Raw genomic sequence first — 15,712 nt, 5'->3', positions numbered from 1 at the left:
GGTATGCTTTCTATATTTATCAAGACATGTGCCAAATATCAACCGTTCACAATTCTCACAGAGACTGTCAGTGTACATAGCGAGACGGTGGTCGTAAATTACCCGGTTACGCGCATCATCGGTGTTACACACAATACAATTCATCTGTCTCAATCACCAAACAGTTTCTATTTGAGAGTACGACGAAATGCTACGTATTATACTTTTTTGCCAGATTACTTTGACTAGCCGGTAAAGATGCTCTGTAGCCGATTCTATCGGCTTTACGATTACTATCAAATACATAAGAAGAAGGCATGTATAATATGGCGTATGTAAAGATATCACACCCGGTAGGTGAGTTTCATAACAACCAATCGTAGTGGCGTTGGCCGCTGTCCACTCTGCGGTGAATTGACACCGAAAATGGCTATTCTAATAGAATACTCCGTAGGTGAGGAGAAGCGCCAGTACATCAAGTGTAAGGCATGTAAACAGCCAGTTCGGCTCAAATACTGAATAGGGGGTTGATCCAAGTGCGATCAGAGTATCCTACTTCTCGCTGTCGTGACGGGCCGCGGCCTCGTGCGCCGTGTCGAGGACCTCTAACCCCACCGGATGCAGGGTAGGGACAGTCCCTCACGCCCGGTCGCGACCGTCGAGGCCTTCATACTGCTTCAGGCGACTGTCGATCTCCCACGCTTCCCAGCCACACTCGTGGTAGAGGACGTCGGCGTCGCCTGTCTCGTCACCCCGCCGTCCGTCAGGGCGGTTCTGTCGTCGCTCTCGTCGTCGTCGTGCCGGTTGTTCTCGATGACGTACGCCAGCATCACGACACCGACCGCTCCGATCATGGCGCCGCCGGCGTGTGACACTAGCGCCATGCCCGCGCCGACGCCCAGGCCCGTGCCGACGCCAGCGAGCCAGTCTGACGGGACGTTCATGCTTCCCTCCAGTAGTCGACCACGTGGCTCGGGTTCGACACGTCGTGTTCCCACGCCGAATCGTCGCCGACCTCGAGGTACAGCGTCGCTTCCGCTTCACACGTGCAGCAATACGCCGAGATGATTCGGCGCTCGTTCGTGTCGCACTCGTACGGCTCTGAATCGGACGGGGCGCGCGTATCGACGTTCTCAGCCGCGCCGACCACGCGGTGTCGGCTACTCATCGGTGCTCACCTCTCGAGCTATATGCCCGATATTCTGTTTCGCGACTGTCTTCGCCTCATGCCGAACGTACGGATCTGCACTCTCAAAGCCGAGCGCAAGACGATCGAGGGCAAACGTAAGCTGGCTCTCGAACTCGTCTGTGTTCATCTCGCCACCTCCGCGTTCGACAGTTCCTCGAGCCACTCACGTGCTTCCCCGCCGTCCGTCGCCGGCGCGGTCGACGCGGTCGCCGACTCACGCGGTTCGACGTCTTCGCCATCGAGTTGCCCGATCACGACCGAAACCGAGTGAATCCCCTGGTGCACGGCGATCGCGTTCGCCTTCTTCAACTCGTGAATCACCGTTCGGCGAACCGCTTCTTTCGCGATATTCAGGTGATTCGCTAGCAGCGACTCGGCTGTATCCAGCTCGAGGCGGCCGCCGACACCCGTGAGTTCGACGAGCTTCCCGTGCGCTTCCCGCGCTTTCACCGGCAGCCCGGTGTCGTCGATGTCGGCGTCGTCAGTATCCTCACCGTACGTCGCTGTGATTGCGTGTCGGACCGCGTCTGCCAGCGAACCGTGTTCGTCTTCGGCCTCTTCGAGCGCCCGCAGGATACGCTCGTCACGGACAGTCGCCTTCGCGACCCGCGACATCTCGCTCATTGTGCGCTCACCTCGTCGGCATCCGCATCCATCAGACGACGCGCTAGCGTCCCCTTGTTGATCGACGGCCCGCTCGTCTTCCGGGCTCGTCGCGTCGGCTCGTCGAAGCGGGCACAGCAACTCTGACAGCGGTACCGCGCGTCGTCTGTCGGGTGCGAACTCACTGAGAATGTTCGGTGGTAGATGTCCGATAAGTCACACTCAGGACACGCCAGGATCATCTCGCTCATCGGCTCACCCCCCAACGCCTGCGAGCACCCGCCTGCCCGCATAATGCGTGCCAGCGCGCGCGCCGCGCTAAGTTCGCACGCACACACACGGATGCGTCACGTGGGCACCGATTTCGATACCCCCCCGTACCCTCGTACGACTCGCCGGATTCTGCTGTTTTCGACTTTCCTGAGACTTCTGGCTGCAAATTCGTGTCGTACGACTCGCTGGACCAGTCGTACGACTCGTACGTTCCAGCTGTTCCACCCGAAACAGTGGAAACGGAGGTCATCGGTTCGCACCCCCGTCGGCCACGGCCGGCTGCCGCGTCTCGGTGTCGGCGCGCTCGCGGTCGGCGTCGTCGACCGAGAGCCACCACGGCGGCGAGAGGCGGGTGCGGCCAGTATCCAGGTCGGTCACTGCGAGTTCCGCATTACACCAGCGCCACCAGAGGAGGGCGACGTGAGCGCACCAGCTGCGGTAGCGGTGTCCGTCGCAGTCGCACTCGGCTCGAAGTTCTCCCTCGTAGAGTGCGAACAGCACGCGGTGGCGACTCATCGAAGCGTCGCCCTCGAGGCGGCTGAGAAGCGCGTCGAACTCGGCGGGGTTCACAGCGCCGACGGTCGACTCGGCGGCTTGTGCACGGTGCCAGCTCGAAGACGTCGACCACCCGGCCGGGAATGCGAACGCTTCGGGTTCGCCGAGCCGGTTCGTGATCTGCTCGCGCTGTTCGTCGACGGCGGTTTCCACCGTCATGGCGGTGAGCACCTCCGAACGAAGTTCCCGACACCACCCGCGTGCCGGTCCTCGATGTGCTTTCGAACCGCGTCGTGGACCGCCTGTTCTCCACACCGCACTTTCGAGATCCACGAATCGTCGTCGAACCGAGTGTTCACCTCGTAGAACCGCACTTCGTCGCCAGTGACCTCACGAACGTAGCCGTTCCACCCGGCTCGGCCTTGCCACAACCGTAGCTCGCCGTCAGTGAATAGCTCATCAATCTCGACGAGCTGCCGCTTGGTGACGATCGCGCTCGCCACGTTGCGCTCGATCTCCACGTCGACGTCGATGTCGACGCTCATTCTTGACACACCCCGTCATCGAGCGCCGCACAGTCCTGTCGGTATTCGGTAATGTAGAGTCCGCAGTATTCGCAGACCTTCGGCTGAACACTGACCTCAGGTTCAGTAACCTTTATTTTCGGTATGGGGCCGGAGGGATTTGAACCCCCGATCGACTGATATCTCCGGCGCGCCTCGGAACTCCAGAGGGTCGTCAACACGAGCGATGATCAGTCGCCCGCTCGGTATATCAGTCTGGAGTGTCGTCCCGGGCGCGGCCTCTGGAGTCAGTCGCCATGCCTGGCTTGGCCACAGCCCCGCCGTGTGTTGCATCAGGAGAATACGGGAACGCGGGTAAAGGAATTTCGATCGGGACCCGTGTTCGCTATTGCTCCCTGTCGTCGTCGCTCCAGTCGCACTCTTGGCACTTGTAGCCGGTCACAAACTCGGTAACGCTTGGCATGTAGCCGACGGAGATGACGTCTCCGCCGCAGTCGGGACACGCGTGGTCAGCGTCGGCTATCGCCTCCGCTTCAAGAACGTCGTCTCCTTCGATTAACTCGGCGAGCTTGCCCGGGGTCACCATTCGGCCCTGCACGACGCGGTTGGTCATACCAGTCGTTCCGTCTGCGGCACCTAAATCCCGTCGGAGCCCGTTCACCGGCCACCCGATACCCGTCAAGGTCGAACGCCAGACGGGTGGTCTCACCGCAGCTCACATCCACGGCGCCCGGGAGTCGTCGTCCGCGAACGGGTCGTCGCCGTCGGTATCCGCGGACTCATTGCCGGCTCCGACACCGACGTGCTCGTCAACAAGCCCGCCCGGATACGGGGCGTCCGTCGGGACATCGTCGGAGTCCACTTGCTTTTTTCCAATATCAGCCTCGTCGACTTCGTCTGTTTCGCCATCGTTCTCGTCACCGACCGCTGCATGGTCCCCTCCGTCACCGACCGCCGTCGTCACGTTATCGTCAGTTGGCCGGGGCGCAGTCGCGTGCTCAGCGTTTGGATCGTACGCGAAGAGCGCGGTGACCGCAAGTACCGCCAGCGCAACCGGCACCTCAGTCTGCATCATCCCGAACGGCCGCAACAGAATCGGTAGTGCAAGGACACCGAGGGCGACCGACGAGCCGAACCGGAAGCGGTCGATGTCGACTCGTCCCCGAAGATGCGGCGACAACACGGCGACGACAAGCGCGAAGCCGACGCCCACTGCGGCTGCTGCGGTCCCGTTGAGGACGTATTCGGTCGACGTTTCGATCGCGAACCCGCTCGGGTCGAAACTCGCGACTAACCCAAGCCCGATGATCACAGCCGGTCCGGGAAGATATCGGCCGAACTCGGCGCTTGCGGTTCGCGCGGCAATTGAGAGGATCACTAGGCCGGCGAATCGCTCGAAGATGGCGAGATTGAGTAGCCCTCTGAGCGTCGGCGCAAGCGCTGCTTCTACGGCGGCAACCGGAATAATAATTGCGCCGATAATCAACACCGACACCACCATCTCCCGGCGGCTGCCGTCCATCTCAGCGAGAATCACGGCGATCGTTGCTGACCCGCCGAAGATGAGTATCCCCGTCTCGATCACCCCAACCGGCGAGGCCAAGACACCGGCGACGACGAGCGCGGCGAAGATACCATCAACGAGTGGCAGCGCCATCACCGTCGCCAGAAGCTTCGTTGCACCGCCGACGCGCTGCTCAAGCTGGAGGGCAACCGGGTGTTTTGAGACGCTCATTCAGGGATGATGCCCATACCCGTGGGACACGCGGTATGACGCGGACGACCGTCGATGGCCGTCACTACGGCCACCGGTGTCGGCGCCAACGAGGGCCCGAGCAGTCCACGATGTAAACACGCACGTATTGCCGGGTGTAAAGTGTCCGCCGAACTCGAGCGTCGGGTGACCGGCGATACGGGCGTTTTTCGGACTGTCGGAGTCCATACGGTTACTAATTGTTCCGGTGATGTTAAATATTGTGTGAGTTTTACCCGCACGACACCCCTTGGGTACGGGTTCGATCTCCAGTGAGCGTTGATTTTCAATGAGCGTTCGATCCCCGGGCGCTAGTCCAACCCAGTGGCGTATGCCGTCGAAATTCACGAACGTGGATATCGGATCCACGCAGGATGAGAGACCCACGCACGGATATGCTGACTCACAACGCTTTTGCCGACGCCCTCACGACGGTTTACATGGCGACGGAACCCGACCCGTTCTCTGCGAAACTCGAGGTCCCCGAAGCGTTGACCTTCGACGATGTACTGCTCCGGCCACGCGAGAGCCGCGTCGAACCCGACGACGCCGACCTCACGACGGCGGTCTCAAAACACGTCGATATCACCGTACCGGTGCTTTCAGCGGCGATGGACACGGTCACAGAAAGTGGTATGGCGATAGCGATGGCCCGAGAGGGAGGCCTTGGCGTACTCCATCGAAACATGACTGTAGAGGAGACAGCAGCCGAGGTCGAACGCGTCAAACGTGCTCACGAACTGGTCATCCGGCGCGACAACGTCGTCACCATCTCCCCGGAGAACACGGTTCGTGAAGCAGACGAGCGCATGGAGCGCGAGGGCGTTTCAGGGGCTCCCGTCGTCGACGAAGACGACGTGGTGCTCGGAATCATCTCCGGTACCGACATTCGTCCGTATCTCGAAGTCGGCGAGGAGGACGCTGTCAGCGAGGCCATGACCGACGAAGTCATCACCGCACCCAAGTCGGTCGACGCCCGGGAGGCACTTGAGTTGATGTACGATCATAAGATCGAGCGCGTTCCGGTCGTCGACGACGACGACCACCTCTCCGGGCTCGTGACGATGCAGGGCATCCTCCAGCGGCGCGAGCACGAACAGGCGGCCCGCGACGACGGCGGACGGCTGCTAGTCGGCGTCGCCGTCGGACCGTTCGAAGACGATCGTGCGGTTGCGGCCGACGAGGCCGGCGCCGACGTCCTCTTTATCGACTGTGCACACGCGCACAATCTCAACGTCCTCGAGTCTGCAGAAGCAATCAAGTCAACGGTAGATGCCGACGTCGTTGTCGGCAACGTTGGCACACGTGAGGCAGCCGAGGCGGCGGTTGGCTTCGCCGACGGACTCAAAGTCGGCATCGGCCCGGGGTCGATCTGCACGACGCGCGTAGTGAGTGGCGCCGGAATGCCACAGGTGACCGCCGTTGCGGAGGTCGCTGACGTCGCCGCCGATCACGGAGTTCCGGTGATTGCTGATGGGGGGATCCGGTACTCCGGCGACGCGATCAAAGCCATCGCCGCGGGGGCAAGCGCGGTGATGCTTGGATCGTATTTTGCGGGAACCGAGGAGGCACCTGGTCGGGTGATCACCATGCAGGGAAAAAAGTACAAACAGTACCGTGGGATGGGCTCCGTGGGCGCGATGAAATCCGGCGGTGGCGACCGCTATCTCAAAGACGACGATGGCGACGAGGAGTTCGTTCCAGAGGGTGTCGAGGCAGCAACTCCGTACACGGGGACGCTCGCTTCAGAATTGCACCAACTCGTCGGAGGGATGCGGTCGGGAATGGGGTACGTCGGTGCGGCGACGATCCCAGACGTCCACGACCGTGCCCGCTTCGTCCGCGTCTCCAGTGCTGGACAGACCGAAGGCCACCCACATGACGTGATGATCACCGACGAGGCGCCGAACTACAGCCCGGGGGAGTAAGCATTCGTGTCGCTCCACCACCTCCGCCGCAACGCGATTACTCGGAAGGAGTATTTTAATATGGTTTGGGGCCGGTGTGTACGTGTGAGAGAACTCGTTGCTCGGGTGACTCATGAGTGAATCACAGCCGCTCGTGCTGGTCGTCGAAGACGAACCCGACCTCGCAGATCTGTACGCCGCCTGGCTGGGTGACGACTACCGAGTTCGGACGGCCTACGGCGGTCACGAGGCGCTCGATGTCCTCGACGACGTCGACGGCACTGTGGACGCCATCCTCTTGGACCGTCGGATGCCGGGACTTTCGGGCGACGAAGTGCTTGCGGCGGTCAGAGAGCGAGGCGTTGACTGCCGCGTCGCGATGGTCACCGCTGTCGAACCGGATTTCGACATTCTCGAGATGGGATTTGACGACTACCTCGTCAAGCCAGTCGCGAGCGATACCCTCCGTGAGACCGTCGAGGGACTCCTACAGCGTGGCGAGTACGATACGGGCGTGCAAGAACTCTTCGCGTTGACATCGAAAAAGGCGATGCTTGAGGCCGAAAAGAGCGCGAGCGAACTCGCCGACAACGAGGAATACCAGGCGCTTACCAACGAAATCGAGGCACTCCGTGCGGACGTCGATGACTCGCTCGAGGCGGTCACGGAAACTGACGACTTTGAGGGGCTCTTTCGCGAGTTCGACGTCGACGCCTGATCGCGTCGTACCGATTCCCGATCGCTACGTCACCCCGTTCCGTAGGCGTCGCCGGCGACGGATTAAATACGAGCACGGCGAAGGCGTCCGTAGATGCGTCTCACCTCGTTGCCGCTCGCCGCACCCATAACCGACCACCTCCGCGAGCGTGGGATCGAGGAACTCTACCCCCCACAAGCTGCGACCGTCGAATCTGGTGTCTGTAGCGGCGATAACGTCGTTGCCGCGATGCCGACGGCTTCTGGGAAGACGCTCGTCGCCCAGTTGGCGCTCCTCACAGCTAGGGGCCCCGGACTCTACGTGTGTCCACTTCGTGCGCTGGCCCGCGAAAAGTACGAGACGTTCGCGTCGCTGCCGGGCGTCGACGTCGGCATCTCGACAGGAGACTTCGATACGACGGCCGAAGAACTGGCCGGCCACGATCTCGTCGTTGCAACGGCGGAGAAAGTCGACTCGGCGATCCGGAACGGAGCAACGTGGGTCGACGACCTGGCGTGCGTCGTCGTCGACGAGGTCCATCTCCTCGACGCGGACCGGCGCGGACCGACACTCGAGGTCACACTGGCAACACTCCGCCGACGAAACCCGGAGATCCAGGTGGTCGCACTTTCGGCGACCGTCGACAATCCCGAGGCGATCGCCGATTGGCTCGATGCGACACTCGTCGAGTCAGAGTGGCGACCGGTTTCGCTTCGAACCGGTGTCTGTGACGGCGATCGAGTCAGCTTTGATAACGGCACTGAGACCGCAGTCGACGTCTCAGCCCCGCCAGAACGTGCAGACGCCTCCAGTGAGGCCCGCTCGGCCGACGGCGACCCCTTTCCTGACGCTGATGAAACGGTCGACGAGACAGCGATCACCGCTGCGCTCGTCGCCGAGACTGTCGCGGCCGGCGGCCAGTGTCTGGCGTTCGTGCGCTCGCGGGCCGAGGCCGCCCGGCTCGCAGAACAGCTCGCGGCGGACGACCTCGCCAAGCAGATGGGCATCGAAAAAGCGGCATCTTCGGCCGCTGATGCCATCAGCGACGTCGACGGCACGGTAACGGGGCGAACCCTTGCCGAGTGTGTGCGGTCGGGTGTTGCGTTTCACCACGCGGGGCTTCGGTCGGGACACCGGGCGGCCGTCGAACGGGCCTTTCGCGACCGCAAGATCGCGTGTCTGTGTGCCACCCCGACGCTTGCGGCCGGTGTCAACGTCCCCGCCCGCCGCGTCGTCGTTCGGGATCAACGACGCTACACGGGGTCGTCGATGGAGTGGCTGCCGACGCTCGAGGTTCACCAGATGTGCGGCCGCGCGGGTCGCCCCGGGCTCGATCCGCACGGAGAAGCGATCCTCGTCGGGGAACCGTCGAGCCGGGAGACACTCGTCAACCGGTACGTCGATGGGGAGCCCGAAGCCGTGGAGTCGACGCTCACCGCACCGGCATCTCTTCGGACGCACGTCCTCTCAGGTGTCGCAACCGGATTTGCCGCGACAGAAGCTGAGATCCTCGACGTATTCGAGGGGACGTTTTACGCGCGTGAGACAGGCGCCGGAGGGCTTGCCGATGACGTTGCCAGAGCCGCAGACGACCTCGTCGAGATGGGGATGATCCGTCGGGCCGGCGGCGTCGACGACTATCGACTAGTCGCCACTCCGGTCGGCGAGACGACATCGAAACAGTACGTTAGACCCGAGACGGGAACGAAAATCGTCGGCGGTCTGCAAACGGCGAGCCAGATGGAGGCCGCGACGACGCTCACGGCGTTCGAGGTGATCTGTGTCACCCCAGACATGCAGGAGACGTATCTCGGTAACCGTGAGCGTGCGGCGATGTACCAGTTTGCTCGGGACAACGCTGCGCATTTGACGACGAACATGGGTGAGACGGCCGACTTCGAGTCCTGGCTCGAGTCGGTCAAAACCGCCCGCATCCTTGACGAGTGGATCGACGGCGCGACAATCGAGGAACTGGTCGAATCGTACCGGCTCGGCCCAGGAGACCTCGACTCACGTGTCGAGCGTGCCGAGTGGCTGTTGAGCGCGGCCGCAGCACTCGCGGAAACGATCGACGTGTCGGTTCCCGCAATCACCCGAGCACGGTCACGACTCTGATTCGCGGTCAAACCCACACGCATGCCGGCTCTGATGGCGGGTTCATGTGTACGCCGAAGAGACCGATTAGTCGGCCGGCTCGGCCGCTCGGTGGTACGGGGTTCGTGCGATCGTCTCCCGGAGCTCCGCAAGCGACTCTCGGCTGACGTCACCGGCGACAGCCATCACGGCGAACACCTCCTGTCGTGAAACCTTCACTCCGGCCTCGGTGAGTGCATCCTCCGGCCGCGAGCGAAGCTCCCTGAGTGTTCCGACCGCGAGGAGGTACGGGACCGTCCAGGCTTCCATTGTGTTCCCGTGGGTGAGCGGCATGCTCTCGAGGTACGCTTGGGCGTCATCGAGGAACGACCGGGCGTACTCGGCCGTGCGACCGACCACTCGGGCAGCCGAATCCCGGTGTTCTGGGTCGACGACCGACTCCTGGTCGACGCCCTCGGCGGCCAACCACTCTGCGGGGAGATAGACGTTGTTCTCTTCGGTGTAGTCGTCGTAGACATCCTTCGAGACGTTCACCAGCTGTAAGAGGAGCCCAAACTCCTCGGCGGTGTCTCGGAGCTTCGAGACGCGGTCGTCGGCGACGTCGCCACGGGCCAGAAGGTTCGTGATGAGCGTGCCAACTGTTCCGGCGGCGTAATAGCAGTACTGTTCGAGTTCGTCGCGGTCGTCGATCCGGAGCCCACCACGGTCTGCGTGGCGATCGACGAACATCGCCATCCCGTCGACCATCTCCACCACAGGCGGGACGATCGCCGAACGCACTTCGGGAGCGAACTGCTCAAAGGTCGCGACGATCGTCGGTGACTCTGCGACGACGACCCAGTCGTCGGTTCGCTCACTCGGCGCGGGGAGCCACTCGTCGATCGACGCCCGAAAGTCGGCGATGTCGGTCTGCTCGTCGGGGTCGACCGCGTCGCGGTAGGTCTCGAGGAGCGAGCGCTGTGTCTCCGGCGGAATGTGTCCTGCGTCTTCGACGGTGTCGGCGACCCGACAGAGGAGGTAGCCGAGACAAATATGCGACGCCATCGGTTCTTCGAGCACCTTGACGGTCAGCGCAAACGTCCGAGACACGCCCTGGACCGCTTCGTGGCACCACTGGAGGTCGGCGTCGGTGGGACCGTATTCTCGTCCGCTCATTCAGTTACCGTTCTTTACGTCACTACCCATAAAAAAGCCTCGTGGGACGCATCGCACACCGGCGGGTCGCCTAATGCGATACGCTCGCCAGAGCAGAGTCACCGTCACTCACGGTCGCGTTCGAACGCATTGGGCCCCAATTCAGCAGCATCGCCGTCCGAAACGGCGTCAGTGCCGCTGTCGTCGGTTTCACTACTGTCGGTGCCACTATCGTTGTCGTCCGGTTTTTTTCCCGAACCGGACACAGTCCCGTTGGCCGTCGGTTCCGGCTCATCACTACTCGATTCAGGCTCTGTATCGCTCGATTCGGGTACCGACTCGGAAGACACGACCTCGGCGTCGACCCACTCGAAGGCTGGCTGCTGGGGGCGTCGGTCGTCGAGTGATGCCTGCAGCCGCGACGTGAGCGCGTCACAGAGGGTGACCGCGTCGTCGGTGTCGATGTCGACTGCGGCCGCATCGTCGCCCACGAGCGAGCTCGTGCCCGCGGTGTCGGCGACGACCGTCGCCACGTTCCAGCGCCGCTGGAAGAGGCTTCGTCTGTCGATCACGTTTTGCATGCGATAGTAGGGGACGGCCTTCACGCTTCGGCTCCAGACGCCGTTTCGCGTCAAAAGGTGGTCCTCGCCCAACCAGTAGCCGCGGTGACGCCACTTCAGGTGCGCCGCAGGCGGCACCGCGAGGAGCAGTAGGGCCGCCGCATACCAGGGAACACCGACTTCGGTGAGACTATGGACGGCGAACGCAGCGCCCACAAGCACACTCACGAGGATCAGGTACCGAATCCCGTAGCGCCACTGGACCCGTCGCGGAGGACGGGTGAACGACGGGTCACCGAACGACTCCACTTCCTGAGCCAGGTCGTACACTCGATCGCGTCTCGCGATCGGGATCGCCGCCTGATTCCCGTCTTCACCGCCCTGTCCCGGTGCGTAGCCGGCGGTTTCGATGGTGAGTGTCGCATAGCCAAGTGCGCGCTTTGCTGGGTTGTCGGTGATGGTGAGCGTCTGGACCTTCTCGGTCGGAATCGAACCGCTGTACCGGCGAAAAAGGCCGCGTTCGTACCGAAGCTCGTCGCCGGCTCGAGAGAGCCGGAAACCGTAGTAGTTCGAAAAAGAAACCGCCGCACCGAGCACCCACGAGACGAGGACTAGCCCGCCGACTGCGGCGATCACCACGCCGCTGAGCGCCACGGCCGAGGCATCTGGAAGAAGCCCGGAGACCACCGGCACGGATCCGGACCCAATGAACACGAGGAGCCCGATGAGCCGCCCGTCGAACGACAATGCCCCAACGAGTGCGAGCTCGCGGGGGGAGATCTCGAACAGTAGCTGCTCGTCTGGCCCCTCTGGTGCTGTGTTGGATTCACCCTCCTGGTTGGACTCTACACCACGTTTCAGCCGCTGTACCTCGCGTTGGAGGTGTGTGGCGGCCTCGGGAGTGACAAATCGAATCGCCCCCTCTGTCTCTGATCCACCGGCCGTTTCAAGATCGATGGCGGCGACACCGATGGCCCGCTGGATGACACTTCGACTCACGTCGACGTTCTGTATCCGTCGATACGGGATCTCTCGTTCCCGCCTCGAGATTACCCCCGACCGAATGTCGAGTGTGTCGGTGGTCAGCTCGTACTCATACCGCCGGTAGTAGGCTACCTCGTAGGCGAATACAACCGTGAGGACACCCCCGGCGAGGCCGACGGCCGGCAACAACCCCAGCCGTGCGGAGTCGTTGACGACGAAGAAGATCACGAGTACGACTCCAGAGACCTTCTGCAGGGCTCGGTACGGGATCGACTGTGGAGCGAGTTTCACACCGCGTCCTCCCCCTCTGCGCGGATCGCGAGTCGTTTTAGCTCTTCTCGGAGGTCGCTTGCACCCGAGGGGGTGAGTCCCGGGATCCGAACGTCGGCCCCGCGCGAACCAGCCGTGTACACCACACAGGAGGCGAGCCCGGCGGCACGCTCGACTGGGCCACGCCGCGAATCGACGTGCTGGATCCGAACGAGTGGAACCGTAGTCCTGACCTGCGTGATCACGCCTCTGTCGAGATAGAGTGCGTCCTCACGAATCTCGTAGCGCCATCGTCGGTACCGTATCACCGCGTGTGCCGTGCCAAGCGTGAGGAGGACCCCGCCGACGACGAGCGGCGCCCACGTGGGGAGGTACGCTAGGTACGCGGCGCCTCCAACCGGTGCAGAGAGGACGGTCGCAACGAGCACCGCTCGAAGAACCCAGACAATCCGTACGCGTGGATGGAGCCGCTGTGTCGTCATCGACGCCCCTCAGTTAGGTGTCCGGATCTCATGTGAACCCGTTGGGCGTGGCCCGGTATAAGATCCTGCGGAACGGACAGACACACAGTATGCCGCATGTCATCGAGGGTCACTACACGCGCTAGATGTCTCCGATGAGCTCACTGCTGTGTCTCGGGGGATGTTTCTCACCGTCGGTCACACGGCACGGAGCCGGTCAGCGGTTACCTCGATCGGCTCCGCGTAGTGAGCGATCGGGTCACCGTCCGGCACGTCGAATCCGTTTGCCTCGAAAAGCGAGTTCGTCCTGACCGTCACCGTTGCCGGCCGAAGTGTCCACGGCTCGTGGGCGATCTCACCGCGATACAGGCGCCGGCCGGCCGTGTAAAACCGGTAGTTCTCCAGTAAGAACGCCGAGCGCGATCCGGAAACCGGTGTGAACGACTCGCCGGTCGGTTCGTACGTCGCGTCGAACGTCACTCGGGCGTCGCCACCGTGCGTCCGGTCGCTCGTGATCGTGATCGCGTCCTCGTCGCGATCCACGCGCATCTGTGCCCGATAGTACGGCAGCGAAAAGAGGCGTCTGGCAAGTGTCACACCGATCGCATCGGCTGCGTCGAGACTGTAGAAGTAGACGCCAGGTCCGGCCGGCCCCGTGACGTACGTGCGTACGTTGAGCTCGGGGAACGACCGGTCGATAGGCGACCCTCGCGGCCGAATTGACTCCATGACGAATGGCACGACACCGAGGTACGCGCCCCCCTCGTAGGTCGCAACCTCTAGGCCGGCCGGCAACGTGTTAGCGACCACGGATGGATCGACGGGCCAGTGTAAAAACAGTCCGTCACGCCAGGTCATCTCCAGCCAGCGATGACCGAACATACTCAATATAATGCTGCGAAGGCTATAATCCGCACGATCTTAGTGTTCTCACCGGTCGTCGGTACTCCGGCTGCGCCGTCCCGTCTCAGGGCCGCGCGTCTCTGCGGCCTCGCGGTCATCGCTCGACGCTAGCTCGGAAATGGGCGTCTCCCCCGCTTCCTTCCACTCTCCAACCCCAGAGGGATCGAGGTGGACGTGGACGTCACCAACCCCGGTCAGCGATTGCAGGCGGGTGACGAGCTCGGTCTCTATCTCGTGGGCTCGTCGGAGGGTCATCTCGCCGTCGACTTCCGTGTGGACCTCTACTTCGAGGTCGGTGCCGTCGTAAAACACCTTCAGATCGTGGACCCCGACGACCGCCGGGTGGGCTCGAAGCGCCTCGACGACGCGGTTACGATCGCCCGGTGGCGGTGCACCGCCGACGAGATACGTCACATTTTCCCGGCCAATCTCGACGCCTTGATAGACGACGACGAGACTCACGAGTGCGCCAGCCAGTGGGTCGAGCACCGGGATATCGAAGAAGACACCGGCGACACCGACGACCGCGGCCACACTGGTGTAGATGTCGTTGAGACAGTCTGCAGCGAGCGCGTCGAGTGCGGTCGAGCCGAGGTCGCTGTTCACCCGGCGTGTATACCAGTACAGGAGGTACATATCCGCTATCGAGAACGCCAGCGCGATAAATAGGAGTCCGCTAAACCGCACGTCGCTGCCGAACCGTAGCCCCTCGACTGAACTCCAGAGGAGGTTGACGCCCAACACGACGATCACGGCGCCAACGAACAACGCGGTCAGCGGCTCGATTCGCTGGTGGCCGTGCGGATGTTCGGCGTCTGGACCGTCGTACTGTGTCCCACCCCACACCAGCACCACTACGCTGGCGACGAGGTCCGCGACCGAGTGGGCGGCGTCTGCCAGCAGCGCCACGCTGCCGAAAGCGAGCCCGGCAGCTCCTTCGGCGGCGATCTTCGCTGCGTTGCCGAGCACGTTCACCCCCGCGGCGCGCCTGAACCGTCGCTTCTCGTCGGGGACCGACCCAATCGCCATACCGATACTCACCCATCACGAGTGTTAAGTTGCACGTCCGCGATCCCCATTGGTTGCGCGTGTAAGTGTCTATCAGCTGGGTACCCGCTGACGGAGATCTCAACGATGACCACACGAACGGATACGGTGGCATCTTTATCGAACGTCGCTACGACTGCCGCAGATGTCGTCGCCGATTGGTCGACGGTGACGCCGTCAACCGCTCCCAGTGCGTTTGCCCAGGCACCCGCTCGAGGGGAGTCAATACGGAGTCGAATCACATGGGGAGCGACAGCCGACTCCGGGAGCTCAATTCGGCGACGGTCAACAACCGAGGCTCGCACGTGAACGGGTCCCGTCTGAGTGACGGTGGCTGCCCCAGCGGCCGGTCGCGTACCGACGAGCGTGACGACGGTTCGATCTGCCGATCCACCCAGTGTGACGATCGGTGGCCTGTCGCGACCTACCGTCCCAGTGTTATCCGTTCGAAACCGAAGGCCGGACTCGTAGCCGCTGACGGTGTCATCCCGGCTGTATACGACCGACCCGACTCGGTGCGTCACGTGTGTTCCGACCCGTTGGCCCCTTGCATCGACCTGCTCAACAGTCATTGTCGTCGTAGGCGCGATCGTGAGTTCTCCCCTGCCGGCGTGCAGCACCACCGCTCCTCCACGGCTTTCAGATCGCCTGATTGCACCCATCACTTCTGAAAAGGCCGCGATTGCTCGTTCGCCACCGGCGACGTACACGCGATCGCGTTGGTCCTCAAGCTCTGTGGTACCAACGGCGAGGATCGGAATGGTTGCTCCGATGATCAGCGCGAACACCAGCACATACCCCACCACGTCGCTGACTCCCCGCATATCGGGGTGACCCAG

At 62.7% G+C, this 15,712-nt stretch carries 20 protein-coding genes and 1 tRNA gene; 4 read left to right on the top strand and 17 right to left on the bottom strand.

Annotation, left to right across the window (positions count from 1 at the left end):
• Nucleotides 1-336 precede the first annotated feature (336 nt).
• Nucleotides 337-498 carry a DUF7837 family putative zinc-binding protein gene (locus ACWUI7_RS09100; RefSeq protein WP_496641910.1) on the top strand — a complete coding sequence of 54 codons (162 nt, stop codon included), beginning with the start codon at nt 337-339 and terminating at the stop codon, nt 496-498.
• Between the two features lie 158 nt (nt 499-656).
• Here ACWUI7_RS09100 and ACWUI7_RS09095 read toward each other — a convergent pair whose 3' ends face one another.
• The 11 genes from ACWUI7_RS09095 to ACWUI7_RS09045 all read right to left on the bottom strand — a co-directional run bounded on the left by ACWUI7_RS09095 (nt 657) and on the right by ACWUI7_RS09045 (nt 5,005).
• Complete coding sequence (locus ACWUI7_RS09095; protein WP_496641909.1) at nt 657-923, bottom strand: hypothetical protein; 267 nt, start codon at nt 921-923, stop codon at nt 657-659.
• On the bottom strand, nt 920-1,147 hold the full coding sequence (locus tag ACWUI7_RS09090) for a hypothetical protein (protein ID WP_496641908.1): 228 nt from the start codon (nt 1,145-1,147) through the stop codon (nt 920-922). The genes ACWUI7_RS09095 and ACWUI7_RS09090 overlap by 4 nt, the downstream gene beginning before the upstream one ends.
• Nucleotides 1,140-1,295, bottom strand: coding sequence for a hypothetical protein (locus ACWUI7_RS09085; protein ID WP_496641907.1), 156 nt, complete (start codon nt 1,293-1,295; stop codon nt 1,140-1,142). Before ACWUI7_RS09085 ends, ACWUI7_RS09090 begins: the two co-directional genes overlap by 8 nt.
• Nucleotides 1,292-1,792 (bottom strand): hypothetical protein, encoded by a 501-nt coding sequence (locus tag ACWUI7_RS09080; protein WP_496641906.1) that lies wholly within the window; start codon nt 1,790-1,792, stop codon nt 1,292-1,294. Before ACWUI7_RS09080 ends, ACWUI7_RS09085 begins: the two co-directional genes overlap by 4 nt.
• Complete coding sequence (locus ACWUI7_RS09075; protein ID WP_496641905.1) at nt 1,789-2,022, bottom strand: hypothetical protein; 234 nt, start codon at nt 2,020-2,022, stop codon at nt 1,789-1,791. Before ACWUI7_RS09075 ends, ACWUI7_RS09080 begins: the two co-directional genes overlap by 4 nt.
• A gap of 268 nt (nt 2,023-2,290) precedes the next feature.
• On the bottom strand, nt 2,291-2,758 hold the full coding sequence (locus tag ACWUI7_RS09070) for a hypothetical protein (RefSeq protein ID WP_496641904.1): 468 nt from the start codon (nt 2,756-2,758) through the stop codon (nt 2,291-2,293).
• Nucleotides 2,755-3,084, bottom strand: coding sequence for a hypothetical protein (locus tag ACWUI7_RS09065; protein ID WP_496641903.1), 330 nt, complete (start codon nt 3,082-3,084; stop codon nt 2,755-2,757). The genes ACWUI7_RS09070 and ACWUI7_RS09065 overlap by 4 nt, the downstream gene beginning before the upstream one ends.
• A gap of 124 nt (nt 3,085-3,208) precedes the next feature.
• A tRNA-Trp gene (locus ACWUI7_RS09060) sits at nt 3,209-3,382 on the bottom strand.
• Between the two features lie 66 nt (nt 3,383-3,448).
• The gene (locus tag ACWUI7_RS09055) at nt 3,449-3,676 is read right to left on the bottom strand and encodes a DUF5795 family protein (RefSeq protein ID WP_496641902.1); all 228 of its coding nucleotides are present in this window, start codon (nt 3,674-3,676) and stop codon (nt 3,449-3,451) included.
• 102 nt (nt 3,677-3,778) lie between these two features.
• Nucleotides 3,779-4,798, bottom strand: coding sequence for a DUF5794 domain-containing protein (locus tag ACWUI7_RS09050; RefSeq protein ID WP_496641901.1), 1,020 nt, complete (start codon nt 4,796-4,798; stop codon nt 3,779-3,781).
• Complete coding sequence (locus ACWUI7_RS09045) at nt 4,799-5,005, bottom strand: DUF8099 family protein (protein WP_496641900.1); 207 nt, start codon at nt 5,003-5,005, stop codon at nt 4,799-4,801.
• A gap of 251 nt (nt 5,006-5,256) precedes the next feature.
• Here ACWUI7_RS09045 and guaB point away from each other — a divergent pair, with 251 nt between their 5' ends.
• The 3 genes from guaB to ACWUI7_RS09030 all read left to right on the top strand — a co-directional run bounded on the left by guaB (nt 5,257) and on the right by ACWUI7_RS09030 (nt 9,535).
• Nucleotides 5,257-6,744: an IMP dehydrogenase gene (guaB, locus tag ACWUI7_RS09040; protein ID WP_496641899.1), complete on the top strand. Its 1,488-nt coding sequence runs from the start codon at nt 5,257-5,259 to the stop codon at nt 6,742-6,744.
• A gap of 112 nt (nt 6,745-6,856) precedes the next feature.
• Nucleotides 6,857-7,441, top strand: coding sequence for a HalX domain-containing protein (locus tag ACWUI7_RS09035; protein WP_496641898.1), 585 nt, complete (start codon nt 6,857-6,859; stop codon nt 7,439-7,441).
• A 93-nt stretch (nt 7,442-7,534) separates the two neighbouring features.
• Nucleotides 7,535-9,535, top strand: coding sequence for a DEAD/DEAH box helicase (locus tag ACWUI7_RS09030; RefSeq protein ID WP_496641897.1), 2,001 nt, complete (start codon nt 7,535-7,537; stop codon nt 9,533-9,535).
• Between the two features lie 66 nt (nt 9,536-9,601).
• Here the strand turns inward: ACWUI7_RS09030 and ACWUI7_RS09025 are convergent, their stop codons facing one another.
• From ACWUI7_RS09025 to ACWUI7_RS09000, 6 genes are all read right to left on the bottom strand, one after another.
• Entirely contained in the window at nt 9,602-10,669 is a 1,068-nt protein-coding gene (locus ACWUI7_RS09025; protein WP_496641896.1) for a phytoene/squalene synthase family protein, read from the bottom strand.
• 104 nt (nt 10,670-10,773) lie between these two features.
• Nucleotides 10,774-12,483: a PH domain-containing protein gene (locus ACWUI7_RS09020; RefSeq protein ID WP_496641895.1), complete on the bottom strand. Its 1,710-nt coding sequence runs from the start codon at nt 12,481-12,483 to the stop codon at nt 10,774-10,776.
• A complete protein-coding gene (locus tag ACWUI7_RS09015) occupies nt 12,480-12,944 on the bottom strand; it encodes a PH domain-containing protein (RefSeq protein WP_496641894.1) in 465 nt (154 codons plus the stop codon). Before ACWUI7_RS09015 ends, ACWUI7_RS09020 begins: the two co-directional genes overlap by 4 nt.
• Before the next feature lie 177 nt (nt 12,945-13,121).
• On the bottom strand, nt 13,122-13,805 hold the full coding sequence (locus tag ACWUI7_RS09010) for a YqjF family protein (protein WP_496641893.1): 684 nt from the start codon (nt 13,803-13,805) through the stop codon (nt 13,122-13,124).
• Nucleotides 13,806-13,853: 48 nt separating this feature from the next.
• Nucleotides 13,854-14,855 carry a cation diffusion facilitator family transporter gene (locus ACWUI7_RS09005; protein ID WP_496641892.1) on the bottom strand — a complete coding sequence of 334 codons (1,002 nt, stop codon included), beginning with the start codon at nt 14,853-14,855 and terminating at the stop codon, nt 13,854-13,856.
• Between the two features lie 8 nt (nt 14,856-14,863).
• Nucleotides 14,864-15,697, bottom strand: coding sequence for a DUF7289 family protein (locus tag ACWUI7_RS09000; RefSeq protein ID WP_496641891.1), 834 nt, complete (start codon nt 15,695-15,697; stop codon nt 14,864-14,866).
• Nucleotides 15,698-15,712: the final 15 nt, after the last annotated feature.

This window comes from Halorubrum orientale (assembly GCF_059623105.1).
This window is presented reverse-complemented; position numbering and strand designations above follow the sequence as displayed.